The sequence below is a fragment of the Desulfomicrobium aestuarii genome (assembly GCF_055385525.1).
In genome coordinates, this window is the sequence record NZ_AP042427.1 from 3,657,107 (window position 1) to 3,669,808 (window position 12,702).

Here is a 12,702-nt window from a genome sequence, read left to right on the forward strand (position 1 = left end):
AACCCTTCCGGGCGGCTGCCTGGAAGGGTTTTGCGGTCTGTGGTGGGCGATACGGGATTTGAACCTGTGACTTCCACCGTGTGAAGATGGCACTCTCACCACTGAGTTAATCGCCCGAGGAGAAAGCCTTTAGCCTCGGCCTCTTCGTCTGTCAAGAATTTCCCGGCAGCAGAATTCGACAGGTTCAGAGATTCTTTTCGAGTTCGATGAAGGCGTGACCGTGCGGGCTGAAATGCCGGTCTCCGCTCATGCCGGTGACATGGGTGAACCCCAGCTTTACCCAGAACCGCAGGGCGTTCCAGTTTCTGAGCCCCACGCCGACCCGCAGAGTTTTCGCCGGTCCCGGTCGCAACACCTGCTCCAGGCGCAGGCAGATTTCCCGTCCGAGCCCCGCCCCCTGGAAGCGGGGGTGAAGGAACAGCTCGCCGATGTAGGCGACGTCCCCGGCCGGGTAGCCCATGCACAGGCTCAAAAGGCCCAGAGGCTGCTCGGTGCGGACGTCGCATAGCAGGAAGTTGTGAAGCCGGGCGGTCGGGGCGCTTTGCGGGAGGTTCAGCCCTTGCGTGAAGCGCCGGGACAGGACGAGGGGATCGTGCTCCCTGTCCAGCAGGACGAGCAGATCCCGGTTGCCTCCATAGATGCCGGCCACCGCCCGGATGTCGGCGTTGGTCACGGGCCGGGCGAGGATGCGTGCGCTGCGCAGGGTCTCGGCCATGAAAAAAGGCGGCCCCAGGCCGCCCTACTCCGCGAGTTCCCTGCTTCGCCGGGCGGCCGCCAGGACCGCCTGGGACAGGGCGAATTTGAATCGGTGCTCGTCCAGGGCGTTGAGCCCTGCGATGGTCGTGCCGCCGGGGGAGGTGACCATTTCCTTCAGCAGCGTCGGGTGCGCCCCGTCGGCCTCTGCCATGAGGGCGCAGCCGCCGACCAGGCCCGTGACCATGTCCGTGGCCTGAGCCCTGGTCAGGCCCAGGGTCACGCCGGCGTCGATGAGCCCTTCCATGAAGGCGTAGACATAGGCCGGGCCCGAGCCGATGAGGCCGGTGTAAGCGTCGAAGAGCTTCTCAGGCAGGACGTGGGCCTGGCCGATGGACGAGAAGGTTTCGAGTACGGTCCGGCGGCAGGCTTCGTCGATCTTTTCATGGTCGAAGCACAGGGCGTAGACGCCCTTGCCGACCATGGCCGGAGTGTTGGGCATGACTCGCACGACGGGGCAGGCTCCGCCCGACCAGGCGGCCAGCTGGGCCACGGTCACGCCGGCGGCGATGGACACGAGGCACGTTTCGGGTCCAAGGGACTCGGCCAGCCCCTGCAGGACAGGCCGCATGACCTGCGGCTTGACGGCCAGGAGGACGAAGTCCGAATTCCCGGCCACGTCCTGCGCGGTCTTGTGGATGGTCATGATGTCGGCGTTTTTGCCGCACATGACGTCGCTGGGGTCGAAGCCGTGCAGCTCGAAGGCGCCTCCCGCGGTCAGCCCGCGGGCGATGGCGCCACCCATGTTCCCAAGTCCGATGAACCCGAAGCGTTTCATTATCCCACCAGTTCCAGAGCGTTGAAGAAGTACGCGATCTCGACGGCCGCGGTGTCCTGACCATCGGAACCGTGGCAGGAGTTCTTTTCGATGTCCAGCGCGTACTTGCGGCGGATGGTGCCTTCGGCGGCGTTGTCCTTGTTGGTGGCGCCCATCAGGTCGCGGTACTTCTGCACGGCGTTCTCGCCTTCAAGGCACATGACCACGCAGGGTCCGGAGCACATGTAGTCGGTCAGGCTGCCGAAGAAGGGGCGCTCCCTGTGCACGGCGTAGAAGCCTTCTGCCTGGGCCTTGGACAAGTGGATCATCTTCATGCCGATGATGCGCAGGCCGGCGTTCTGGATCATGGCGATGATTTCGCCCTGCAGGTTGCGGGCGATGGCGTCGGGCTTGATGATGGAGAAAGTGCGTTCCATAAATGCTCCTCGATGTGATTTTTTGCGGCGTCCTATACTCTGCGACCGGAAAATACAAGGAGCGGCTTTTTTGAATGCATTGTTTGGTCGCTCAAATTGCATGTTTGTGTCATGGGGAAATTGTGTTGGTCTCCCGGGCCGTCCTGGTGTATCCCTCCGGGGAAGCCTTTGAATACAGCGGAGGAAATCATGAGTACAAAACGTCTTTACGAGATTTTTTATGAAGTGAGCCGCACCGTGAACTCCAGCCTCGACCCGGGCGAGGTCCTGAACCGCATCGCGGAGCAGGTCACCCGCGCCATGGGCGTGAAGGGATGCTTCATCCGCCTGCTGGACCGCGGCGGCAAGGTCCTCAAGCCGGCGGCCCAGTTCGGCCTGAGCGAGCGCTACACCAGAAAGGGCGTGGTCGAGGTGGCCAAGAGCGGCCTGGACCGCGAGGCCTTCACCGGCAAGGTGGTGCAGATCGCCGATGCCGGCACGGACCCGCGTTTTCAGTACGGCAAGGAGGCCGCGGCCGAGGGTCTGGCCTCGGTCCTGGTGGCGCCCATGTTCGTGGAGGGCAGCCGGCCCATCGGCGTGCTGCGCGTCTACACCGGGGAGCGCAGGGAGTTCGGGCCCGAGGAGACCGGCTTTCTGCAGGCCATCGCGAACATCTCGGCCATCGCCATCGAGAACGCGCGCATGCACCAGACCCTGAAGCGCCAGATGGAACTGATCAACGCCTACGACTACCAGGTTTTCGAGGACTAGGGGGAGCATATGGGAAAGACACGCATCGGCATCAACGGATTCGGGCGCATCGGCCGCCAGGTCCTGAAAACCATCTGGCAGCGCCACCGCGACACCCTGGAAGTCGTGGCCATCAATGACCTCTTCGACACCCGGACCAACGCCCACCTGCTGCGGCACGACACGTCCTACGGGCGCTTCGCCCCCGAGGTCGAGGCCGACGACGCGACCATCCGCGTCGGCGGGGAATGGGAGATCAAGAGCTTCGCCCAGCGCGACCCCAAGCTCATCCCCTGGAAGGCCTGCGGGGTGGATATCGTCATCGAGTCCACGGGCATCTTCCGCACCGGGCCCACGGCGGCCCAGCACCTGGAGGCCGGGGCCAGGAAGGTCATCATCACCGCACCGTCCAAGGACGAGGACCTGACCGTGGTCATCGGCGTCAACGAGGGGCAGTACGACCCGGCCAAGCACCACATCGTCTCCAACGCCTCCTGCACCACCAACTGCCTGGCCCCGGCGGTCAAGGTCATGCACGCGAAGTTCGGCGTGGCCAAGGGCGTGCTGACCACGGTCCACGCCTACACCAACGACCAGCGCATCCTCGACCTGCCGCACAAGGACCTGCGCCGGGCCCGGGCCGCGGCCTGCAACATGATCCCGACCTCCACGGGCGCGGCCAAGGCCGTGGCCAAGGTCCTGCCCGAGATGGCCGGCCGCTTCGACGGCTACTCCGTGCGCGTGCCCGTGCCGGCCGTGTCCCTGGTGGACTTCGTGGCCGTGCTGGAGCGAGACACCACGGCCGAGGAGCTGAAAGCCGCCTTCAAGGCGGCCGCCGAAGGGGAGCTGAAGGGCATCCTCGGCTACAGCGAGGAGGCGCTGGTGTCCTCGGACTTCATCGCCGACCCGCATTCGGGCGTGGTCGAGGCCGACTTCACCACCGTGCAGTGCGGCAACCTGGCCAAGGTGCTCATCTGGTACGACAACGAATGGGGCTATTCCTGCCGCGTGGCCGACCTGGCCCATCTCATGGGGCAGAAAGGGTTCTAGGCGGCTTCTTCGCCAGCGCATGTTCCCCCTGCCGGATTGTCCCGGCAGGGGGATTTTTTTTCGACCCGGTCCGGGCTTTGCAACCCGCGCCGGTGGATTCCATCTTTCTGCGCATGAAATGCGACATTTTCCGCACAAGACGCCGTTCTCCTGTGCAGAAATTCGCACTTGATTTCAGGCGAAATTCTGTTCTAGCGCAGGCGTGTCCGAGGCCGCCTCCTTCCGGCGGCCGTACAACCTCAACCATTCCAAGGAGCTGCCATGATCGACGCAAAACACCTGGGCATGCAGTTCGGCCCGGTCACGGCTCTGGCGGATGCCACCTTCGACGTCCGGCAGGGCGAGGTCCTGGGGCTGCTGGGCCCCAACGGGGCCGGCAAGTCCACCGTCATGAGGATACTGACCACCTGCCTGCGGCCCACGCGCGGTTCGGCCACGGTCTGCGGGTTCGACACGGTGCGCGAGCCCCTGCAGGTCCGCCGCAGGATCGGGTATCTGCCCGAGAACCCGCCCCTCTACCTGCAGATGGAGACCGGCGAGTACCTGGACTTCGTGGCCCGGGCCCGCGGCCTCTCGGGGGCGCGCCTGCGCGAGAGGCTGGAGTGGGTTCTGGTCCGCACGGGCCTCACGCCCATGTTCCACCGGCCCATCGGCGAACTGTCCAAGGGCTACCGCCAGCGCACCGCCCTGGCCCAGGCCCTGGTCCACGACCCCGAGGTCATCATCCTCGACGAGCCGACCACGGGCCTCGACCCGCACCAGATCCTCGAAATCCGCGACCTCATCCGCGAACTGGCGGCCTCCAGGACGGTCATCTTCTCCACCCATATCCTGCAGGAGGTCGAGGCCATCGCCGACCGCGTCGTCATCATCAGCCAGGGCGAAGTGCGCGCCCGGGGCACCCTGGCGGACCTGGCCCTGCTGGCCGGGGTCAGGGCCTTCGGCGAGGCCGAGGTCGCGGCGCCCTTCGCCGAGGTCGGACCGGCCCTGGAAGCCGCAGGGTTCGGCCGGCCAGAACTCGTGCGCGAGGAGGTGGGCTGGAGCCGCGTCCGTTTTTGCGCCCCGGCAGGATCAACCGGATTGGAGGCGGTCGCGGCGCTGTGCGCGTCCAGATCCTGGGCCCTGCGCGAGCTGACCATGTCGGGAGCGTCCCTGGAGGACGCCTTCCTGGCCCTGACGCAGTCCGAAAAGGCGGCCTGAGGAGGACGACATGCGAAACTTTCTGACCATCCTGCGCCGCGAGTTCGGCGCCTACTTCAATTCACCCATCGGCGCCATCTTCCTCATCGTCTTCACCCTCATGGCGAGCACGCTTTACGTCACCGAGTTCTTCCTCTTCCCGGTGGCCGAGCTGCGCAGCTTCTTCAACGTGCTGCCCGTCATCCTCTGCGTCTTCGTGCCCGCCGTGACCATGCGCCTGTGGGCCGAGGAACGGGCGGGCAACACCGTGGAGATGCTCCTGACCTTCCCCATGCACCCCATGGCCCTGGTCCTGGGCAAGTTCGCCGCGGCCTTCTGTTTCCTGCTCCTGGCCCTGGCCTCGACCCTGCTGCTGCCGGTCATGGTCGCGACGCTCGGACGCCCGGACCTCGGGCAGATGGCCGCGTCCTATCTGGGGGCGATCCTGCTGGGCGGCTTCTTCCTGGCCCTGGGCCAGCTCGTCTCGGGCTTCGCCAGGGACCAGATCGTGGCCTTCGTGCTGAGCCTTCTGGCCTGCTTCGCGCTCTTTCTGCTGGGCACGGATTTCGCGGCCACGGCCCTGGACGCCTGGATCGGCGGCCTGGGTTCGGCCCTGCGCGAACTGCTGGGCGTGACCGGGCACTACACGGTCTTCACCCGCGGCGTGGTCGAGGTGGCGGACCTGGCCTACTTCCTGGTCTGGACCGGCCTCTTCCTCTTCCTGAACGGCATGTTCGTCGAAGGGCGCGGCCGCAGGGGCTTCGCGGCCCTGTTCTCCGCCTGCGCGGGACTGTGCCTGGGCATCGGACTGGTCTTCAACGCCCTGGCGGGCGACGCCAGCCTGGGCCGCTTCGACTGGACCGAAGGCAAGGTCCACACCGTGAGCGAGGCGTCCAGGCGGATTCTCTCCGGCCTCAAGGTGCCGGTGCAGGTCACGTATTACGTCACCCCGGCCGAGGACATGCCCACGGAGATCAAAACCCTGGAACGCGACGTCATGGACCGCCTGGAAGAGCTGCGGCTGGCCAGCGGCGGCATGGTGTCCTTCAAGCGCGTGCACATGCGCGCGGCCAATGTCGTGGACTCGGACCCCTTCGGCGCGTCGCGGGACAAGGCCGACCCGCTGGAGAAGCGGATGCTCGAGAAGGGCGTCGAGCCGTTCTCGGTCTCGGCCATGCGTCAGACCGGGTCCGTCAGCAACCTGATCTATTCGTCCATCGGCGTGGCCTACAAGGACAGGGCCGAGGAGATCATCCCGCGCATCGTGCCGGACTCTCTCGGAGAACTGGAGTACATGCTCGTGTCCACGGTCTACCGCCAGACCCTGGACCGGCAGCCCTTGGTGGCGTTGATCGGCGGCGAGGGCTTCGGGCTCCTGCGGCAGGTCCTGGAACACGAGAAGTTCCAGGTTCGGCCCGTGGAACTCACGCCGGACAGCCCCATGCCGGCCGACGCCGACGTGATCCTGGCCCTGGCCCCCGCGAATCTGGACGAGCGCCAGGCGTGGGAGCTGCGCGCGGCCCTGGCTTCGGGAAAGAAGACCATCCTGGCCCTGCAGACCAGCCAGTGGAACTACGACATGGCCGCGGGCAACATCGCCGTGCAGCGCATGCCGGTGCGAAGCGGCCTGGAGGAGTGGCTGCGCGACTTGGGCGTGACCGTCGAGGACAGGGTGCTCATGGACCCGCAGAACACCGCCATCCAGGTGTCCCGCAGCCGTCTCGACCAGGTCTTCGGCGGCGGCATGAGCCTCACGCTCCCCATCCACATCGTCCTGACCAGGGACAACATGAATCCCGACGACCCGCTGACCGCGCGTCTTGAGAACCTGTTCTACCTGTGGGGCGCGGCCTTGGCCCCTGACCCGCAGGCCCTGGCCGCAAAGGGCCTGAACGCCACGGTGCTCGCGTCCTCCAGCCCGGGCTCCTGGCTGGCCGACGTGCAGGGCGGCCTGACCCAGCGCGATATCGAGCCCCCGGCCGAGGGCCTCGGGTCCCATCCGGCCGTGATCCGGCTGACGGGGCAGTTCCCGCCGCCCCCCGAGCCGGCCCCTGCCTGGGCCGGAAATGAGGGTGCCGCAGGGGAGAGGCGTATCGACGCGATCCAGGCCCCCGGCGAGCTGCTGCTCATCGGCGGGGCGACCATGTTCGGCGACGACCTGCTGCAGAGCAACATCGAGCTGGTCCTGAACGCCGTGGACGCCATGGCCCACGGTACGGACCTGATCCAGATCCGGGGCAAGAAGCTCGTCCCCCGCTACATTCTCGACGTCGCGCCCGAGGATGCGTCCTTCTGGAAATTCGCGACCTACTGCCTGCCCGGACTGCTCATCGCCGGCCTGGCCGCGTCCCGCGCCTGGGGACGCCGCCGCCGGCGGGCCCTGTTCGAGCATAGCCTCGGGGGTGCGCGATGAACGCCAGAAACATCCTCATCCTGACCCTCGTCCTGGCTGTCCTGGCAGGGGGGCTTTGGTACCGCAAGGCCTCGCGCCGGGGCGAGAACACGCTCACGGCGGATTCCCTGCGCAGCTTCGTCGCCCCCGACCTGACCGCCTCCGTCGACGCAGCCGAACTGGCCAGGCCCGGCAACGCCGCCGTGCGGCTGGAGAAACGGGACGGACTGTGGGTCATCCCCGCCCTGGGCGGCGTGCCGGCCAGCGAGGGGAGCATCGGACGCATGCTGGACGCGCTGGCCGCCCTGCGCGGGGAACTGCGCTCGGCCGATCCCGCGGTGCTCGGCGATTACGGCCTGCAGGAGGAACAGGCCATGAGCCTGGCGCTCCTGGCCGGCGGGCGGGAGCAGGCCAGGCTGCTTGTGGGCAAGGGCGATTTCCGCAACGTCTTTGTCCGCACTGCCGGCAGCCCCGAGGTGTACGCCGTGCCCGGCTCCATCCTGGGCCAGCTCGGCGCCCAGGGACCGAGCCTGTCCCCGCAGTTCTGGATCGACGGGACCCTGGCCGCCCTGCCCCGGGAGACGGTGAAGGAAGTCCGGCTGAAGGCTCCGGGCGTCGAGGCGGTTCTTGCCCGCCGCGTCCCGTCCGGAGGGGATGCGGCCAACGCGACCCTGGAAGCCGAGTGGGATTTCCGCCTGTCCAGGGGCAAGGGCCTGGCCAAGGAGGGCATGGAGGGCGTTCTGGCCGTGCTGGAGCGGGTGCCCGTGACCGAGGCCGTCCATCCGCCGCAGACGGGTCCGACCTTTCCGACCCATCGGCTGGAGGTGGCGACGGATTCGGGCGTCACGGTGCTGGAAGGCGCGCCTGAAGGTGAAAACGGCTTCCTGGTAAGGGTCGCCGGGTCGCCCCATCTCTACCGCATGGCGCCGTCGGTCGCGGGCCGCCTTTTCCCCGCGCCGGCCGGAAAAGCCGAATAGGGCGTCATCCTGGGCCCCCCGCGCTTGGTCCCGTTCCGGTTTCACACCGGGGCGGGACCGATTTTTTGTGCAGAAAAATGTCGCCTCGCCCTTTACAACCGGTTTTTAGGCTTTAATTTGAGCCCGATTTTTACATGAACTTTTCGAATTCAAGCCACAGGAGACTACAATGGGCAAGATTATCGGCATAGACCTTGGAACCACCAACAGCTGCGTCTACGTCATGGAAGGCAAGGACGCCAAGTGCATCACCAATCCCGAGGGCGGCCGGACAACGCCGTCCATCGTCGCGTTCACGGATCAGGACCGCCTCGTGGGCGAGATCGCCAAGCGCCAGGCCGTGACCAACTCCGACAAGACCGTTTTCGCCGTCAAGCGCCTCATGGGCCGCCAGTTCGACGACCCCAAGCTCAAGGACTGGATCGCCAAGAGCCCCTACAAGATCGTGTCCGGGGCCAACAATGACGCCTACGTGCAGATCGGCGACAAGAAGTACAGCCCGGCCGAGATTTCCGCCCTCATCCTGCAGCGCCTGAAGAAGGACGCCGAGACCTACCTGGGCGAGACCGTGACCGAGGCCGTCATCACCGTGCCGGCCTACTTCAACGACTCCCAGCGCCAGGCCACCAAGGACGCCGGACGCATCGCGGGCCTCGAAGTCAAGCGCATCATCAACGAGCCCACGGCCGCATCCCTGGCCTACGGCTCGGACAAGAAGGCCAACGAGAAGATCGCCGTGTTCGACCTCGGCGGCGGCACCTTCGACATCTCCATCCTCGAAGTCGGCGACAACGTCGTCGAGGTGCGCGCCACCAACGGCGACACGTTCCTGGGCGGCGAGGACTTCGACCACGAGATCATCAATTACCTGGTGAACGAGTTCAAGCGCGAGAACGGCATCGACCTGTCCAAGGACAAGATGGCCCTGCAGCGCCTGAAGGAGGCCGCCGAGAAGGCCAAGAAGGACCTGTCCACCTCCATGGAGACGGACATCAACCTGCCCTTCATCACGGCCGACCAGAACGGGCCCAAGCACATGACCATGAAGCTGTCGCGCGCCAAGCTGGAATCCCTGTGCGAAGCGCTGGTGAACCGCACCATCGAGCCCTGCCGCAAGGCCCTGGCCGACGCGGGCCTCAAGACCGGCGACATCAACGAGGTCATCCTCGTCGGCGGCATGACCCGCATGCCGCTGGTGCAGAAGAAGGTCGGCGAGTTCTTCGGCAAGGAGCCCAACCGCAGCGTGAACCCCGACGAAGTCGTGGCCATGGGTGCGGCCATCCAGGGCGGCATCCTGGCGGGCGACGTGAAGGACGTGCTGCTCCTCGACGTGACCCCCCTGTCCCTGGGCATCGAGACCCTGGGCGGCGTGTTCACCAAGCTCATCGACCGCAACACGACCATCCCGACGCGCAAGAGCAACACCTTCACCACGGCCGCCGACAACCAGCCGTCCGTGTCCATCCACGTGCTGCAGGGCGAGCGTCCCATGTGCTCGGACAACATGACCCTGGGCCGCTTCGAGCTGACGGGCCTGCCGGCCGCACCCCGCGGCGTGCCGCAGATCGAGGTCACCTTCGACATCGACGCCAACGGCATCGTCAACGTCTCGGCCAAGGACCTGGGCACGGGCAAGGAGCAGTCCATCCGCATCACGGCCAGTAGCGGCCTGAGCGACGCGGACATCGAGCGCCTGGTCAAGGAGGCCGAGTCCCACGCCGAAGAGGACAAGAAGAAGCAGAAGCTCATCGAGGTCAGAAACAGCGCCGACACGCTCATCTACACCACCGAGAAGTCCATCCGCGACCTCGGCGAGAACATCGATGCGGCCCTGAAGAACGACATCGAGACCAAGGCCGAGGCCCTGAAGAAGGTCATGCAGAGCGACGACGCCGAGGCCATCCAGAAGTCCATGGACGAGCTGGCCCAGGCCTCCCACAAGCTGGCCGAGAAGCTCTACGCCCAGAAGACCGACGCGGGCGCCCACGCAGCGGGCCCCGAGGCCCACGGGCAGGCCGGACCCAAGAAGGATGACGACGACGTCGTCGATGCCGACTACACCGAAGTGAAGTAGCGGCAAGCATCGGCTTGACACGGCAAATTGCCGGTCCCTATACTTCGCGCCTGGCCCTTGAGGGGGCCAGGCTTTTTTTTACCCGATAGCAACGTCCATCCCGGGCTGGCCGCCGCCCACCTCATCTCTATGAAACTCGGCTCCCTTTCCCTGTGCATGCTCGTCCTCGTCCTGGGTCTGGCCTCGTGCATACCCAAGACGGTCATCCGCTCCACCCCCGGCCCCTCGACTTCGGCCGGACTGCCCGGCTACCGGGCCGAAGACCCGAAGAAGGCCCTGGAAAAATACACCAGGCACCTGCAGACGACCAAGCCCGGCGATGCCGGGCGGCAGGAAGCCTGGAGCAAGACCGTGGGCAGCGCCGTGCAGCTCGGCGAGTTCGACCTGGCCGAGCGCAACCTTCAGGCCTGGAAGTCCGAGAGCCGCAACGCCACCGCCTCCTGGGAATGGAACCAGGCCAATGCGCAGCTCCTGCTGGCCCGCAAGGGTCAGGACGCCTATTCCTCGTATCTCATCGACATGGTCGGCCGTAAGGACATGGATTGGACCACGCGCGAGGCGGCGGGCATGGAGCTGGTGGACCACTTCTGGAACAAACCGGAGTACGGTCTGGCCTTCGATGCGCTGGGTCTGGTCTACGGGGCGGCCCCGGACAACGACGCCAAGGGAGCCTTGGAGTCCACGGCCCTGACGCGGGCCGAGTCCCTTTCATCCGAAGAACTGCAGAAGGTGCTCGACGGGGCGCTGGGCGCGGACCGCAACGCCTACCCCTGGTCCATGGTCGTCTGGGCCCAGAGCATGAAGCTCCTGGCCCGGGACAAGGGAAACTGGGCCGCGGTGTGGCCGAGCCTGTCGACCATCGTGCGCGCCGGGGGACTGGCCAACCGGGACTTTTTCGCCGGCAACCTGCGCTCTCTGGAGCAGCAGTTCGGCACAGTCAGCCAGAGCCTCGTCCTGCTGCTGCCCCTGTCCGGCCCGTATTCCCAGGTGGGCTGGAAGATCGCCAAGGGCGCGGACGCCGCCTGGCGGGAAAGCCGGGCCCAGACGGCAGCCCCGGCCATCAAGCTCATCAACACCGAGTCGCCGACCTTTCTCGACGAGCTGAAGGCGCTGGAAGGTTCGTCCATCGTCGGCGGGCCCCTGCGCAAGGAGATCTGGGAGAAGATCCGGGTCTCGGGGCTGCACCGCAGCCTGCGCTTCATGACCTTCATGCCCAGCGTCGAGGACGAGGGGCTGGAGGCCTGGCGCTTCTTCAGCAGCCCCGAGGATCAGGTCCGGGCGCTCATCCGCTGGTGCGAACAGCTCGGGGTCACGTCCTATGCCGTCCTCTACCCGCAGGACCGCTTCGGCACGGCCATGTCCCAGGTCTTCCAGGACCAGGCCAGGATGCTCGGGGCGAGCGTGCCCGTGGTCCGCGGCTACGAGGTCGAGAACCCTCCCGGCTGGACCAAGGCCGTGGCCTCGGTCCTGGGCGCCAGCGGCGACAAGGACGCCATGAACCCCGAGCCGCCCTTCCAGGCCGTCTTCATGCCCGACTCCCTCTTCCGGGTGCAGCAGCTGGCTCCGCTCTTCCACTACTTTGAAGAGACGCGGCTCCTCTTTCTGGGCCCGCAGCTCTGGAGCCAGGGGCTGCCCGACGCGAAGCTCGAGATGCAGTATTTCGGCCTGACGGTCTTCCCCGGCGCCTGGAGTCCGGACCTGAACTCGCAGAGCGCCCAGAACCTCAAGCGCGGCATGCAGGAGGGCGGCGGCGAGGAGCCGGACCTGTGGGCGGCCATCGGGTATGATTTCGTGCGCTTTTGCGCCCTGGTCGGCGGTGCGCAATCTTCCGCCGAGGCCTTCAACCGGGCCCTGGCCGAGGCCGCGGCGCGCATGCCGTGGTCCATCGCTCCCATGCACTGGGACGGCGGCAAGCTCAGCCAGGACATGTTCCTCTTCCAGCCGACGCAGACCGGCATGATCCAGGCCGACCTGGCGAAGATCCAGCAGACCCGAGAGATGCGGCAGATTCGCCGCGAGGAGCGCCGGGCACAACTTGAAGAAAAGAGAAAAAAAGAGGCCAAGCAATGAAGATAAGCCCCGAAAAGGCCCTGGCCATCGCCACCCTGGCCAGGCTGGAGATCAGTCCCGAGCAGGCGGCCACGCTGGGCTCCCAGATGGATGACATCCTCGGCTACATGGACAAGCTGAACGAACTCGACACGGCCGAGGTCGAGCCCATGTACACCCCCGTGGACCAGCCCGGCGCCCTGCGCGCCGACGAGGTCTCCAGGGAGTTCTCCCGCGCCCAGATCCTGAAGAACGCCCCCGAGACCGACGGCCAGTACTTCATCGTCCCTCGCATCGTGTGACCG

At 66.4% G+C, this 12,702-nt stretch carries 11 protein-coding genes and 1 tRNA gene; 8 read left to right on the forward strand and 4 right to left on the reverse strand.

All coding sequences use genetic code 11. The features are described from left to right. Positions 1 to 40: 40 nt before the first annotated feature. From ACZ5AC_RS16835 to ndk, 4 genes are all read right to left on the reverse strand, one after another. Positions 41 to 116, reverse strand: a tRNA-Val gene (locus tag ACZ5AC_RS16835). A gap of 68 nt (positions 117 to 184) precedes the next feature. Then, positions 185 to 715, reverse strand: coding sequence for an N-acetyltransferase family protein (locus tag ACZ5AC_RS16840; protein WP_464248722.1), 531 nt, complete (start codon positions 713 to 715; stop codon positions 185 to 187). A gap of 24 nt (positions 716 to 739) precedes the next feature. Next, complete coding sequence (proC, locus tag ACZ5AC_RS16845; protein ID WP_464248723.1) at positions 740 to 1,531, reverse strand: pyrroline-5-carboxylate reductase; 792 nt, start codon at positions 1,529 to 1,531, stop codon at positions 740 to 742. After that, complete coding sequence (gene ndk, locus ACZ5AC_RS16850; protein WP_464248724.1) at positions 1,531 to 1,947, reverse strand: nucleoside-diphosphate kinase; 417 nt, start codon at positions 1,945 to 1,947, stop codon at positions 1,531 to 1,533. Before ndk ends, proC begins: the two co-directional genes overlap by 1 nt. 189 nt (positions 1,948 to 2,136) lie before the next feature. On the opposite strand from ndk, the gene ACZ5AC_RS16855 reads away from it, so the two are divergent. From ACZ5AC_RS16855 to gatC, 8 genes are all read left to right on the forward strand, one after another. Next, a complete protein-coding gene (locus ACZ5AC_RS16855) occupies positions 2,137 to 2,697 on the forward strand; it encodes a GAF domain-containing protein (RefSeq protein ID WP_464248725.1) in 561 nt (186 codons plus the stop codon). A 9-nt stretch (positions 2,698 to 2,706) separates the two neighbouring features. Continuing rightward, the gene (gap, locus tag ACZ5AC_RS16860) at positions 2,707 to 3,726 is read left to right on the forward strand and encodes a type I glyceraldehyde-3-phosphate dehydrogenase (RefSeq protein WP_464248726.1); all 1,020 of its coding nucleotides are present in this window, start codon (positions 2,707 to 2,709) and stop codon (positions 3,724 to 3,726) included. Between the two features lie 261 nt (positions 3,727 to 3,987). Next, on the forward strand, positions 3,988 to 4,926 hold the full coding sequence (locus tag ACZ5AC_RS16865; protein WP_464248727.1) for an ABC transporter ATP-binding protein: 939 nt from the start codon (positions 3,988 to 3,990) through the stop codon (positions 4,924 to 4,926). Positions 4,927 to 4,936: 10 nt separating this feature from the next. Beyond that, the gene (locus tag ACZ5AC_RS16870; RefSeq protein ID WP_464248728.1) at positions 4,937 to 7,318 is read left to right on the forward strand and encodes a Gldg family protein; all 2,382 of its coding nucleotides are present in this window, start codon (positions 4,937 to 4,939) and stop codon (positions 7,316 to 7,318) included. Further along, positions 7,315 to 8,274 (forward strand): DUF4340 domain-containing protein, encoded by a 960-nt coding sequence (locus ACZ5AC_RS16875; protein ID WP_464248729.1) that lies wholly within the window; start codon positions 7,315 to 7,317, stop codon positions 8,272 to 8,274. The genes ACZ5AC_RS16870 and ACZ5AC_RS16875 overlap by 4 nt, the downstream gene beginning before the upstream one ends. Before the next feature lie 169 nt (positions 8,275 to 8,443). Next, the gene (dnaK, locus tag ACZ5AC_RS16880) at positions 8,444 to 10,348 is read left to right on the forward strand and encodes a molecular chaperone DnaK (protein WP_464248730.1); all 1,905 of its coding nucleotides are present in this window, start codon (positions 8,444 to 8,446) and stop codon (positions 10,346 to 10,348) included. A 129-nt stretch (positions 10,349 to 10,477) separates the two neighbouring features. Continuing rightward, on the forward strand, positions 10,478 to 12,418 hold the full coding sequence (locus ACZ5AC_RS16885) for a penicillin-binding protein activator (protein ID WP_464248731.1): 1,941 nt from the start codon (positions 10,478 to 10,480) through the stop codon (positions 12,416 to 12,418). Then, positions 12,415 to 12,699, forward strand: coding sequence for an Asp-tRNA(Asn)/Glu-tRNA(Gln) amidotransferase subunit GatC (gatC, locus tag ACZ5AC_RS16890; protein ID WP_464248732.1), 285 nt, complete (start codon positions 12,415 to 12,417; stop codon positions 12,697 to 12,699). The genes ACZ5AC_RS16885 and gatC overlap by 4 nt, the downstream gene beginning before the upstream one ends. Positions 12,700 to 12,702 lie beyond the last annotated feature (3 nt).

Coding starts and splice junctions, on each gene's coding strand:
- ndk (WP_464248724.1), bottom strand. CDS start 1,947: ATGGAACGCACTTTCTCCATCATCAAGCCCGACGCCATCGCCCGCAAC.
- ACZ5AC_RS16840 (WP_464248722.1), bottom strand. CDS start 715: ATGGCCGAGACCCTGCGCAGCGCACGCATCCTCGCCCGGCCCGTGACC.
- ACZ5AC_RS16870 (WP_464248728.1), top strand. CDS start 4,937: ATGCGAAACTTTCTGACCATCCTGCGCCGCGAGTTCGGCGCCTACTTC.
- ACZ5AC_RS16855 (WP_464248725.1), top strand. CDS start 2,137: ATGAGTACAAAACGTCTTTACGAGATTTTTTATGAAGTGAGCCGCACC.
- gatC (WP_464248732.1), top strand. CDS start 12,415: ATGAAGATAAGCCCCGAAAAGGCCCTGGCCATCGCCACCCTGGCCAGG.
- ACZ5AC_RS16865 (WP_464248727.1), top strand. CDS start 3,988: ATGATCGACGCAAAACACCTGGGCATGCAGTTCGGCCCGGTCACGGCT.
- ACZ5AC_RS16875 (WP_464248729.1), top strand. CDS start 7,315: ATGAACGCCAGAAACATCCTCATCCTGACCCTCGTCCTGGCTGTCCTG.
- proC (WP_464248723.1), bottom strand. CDS start 1,531: ATGAAACGCTTCGGGTTCATCGGACTTGGGAACATGGGTGGCGCCATC.
- gap (WP_464248726.1), top strand. CDS start 2,707: ATGGGAAAGACACGCATCGGCATCAACGGATTCGGGCGCATCGGCCGC.
- ACZ5AC_RS16885 (WP_464248731.1), top strand. CDS start 10,478: ATGAAACTCGGCTCCCTTTCCCTGTGCATGCTCGTCCTCGTCCTGGGT.
- dnaK (WP_464248730.1), top strand. CDS start 8,444: ATGGGCAAGATTATCGGCATAGACCTTGGAACCACCAACAGCTGCGTC.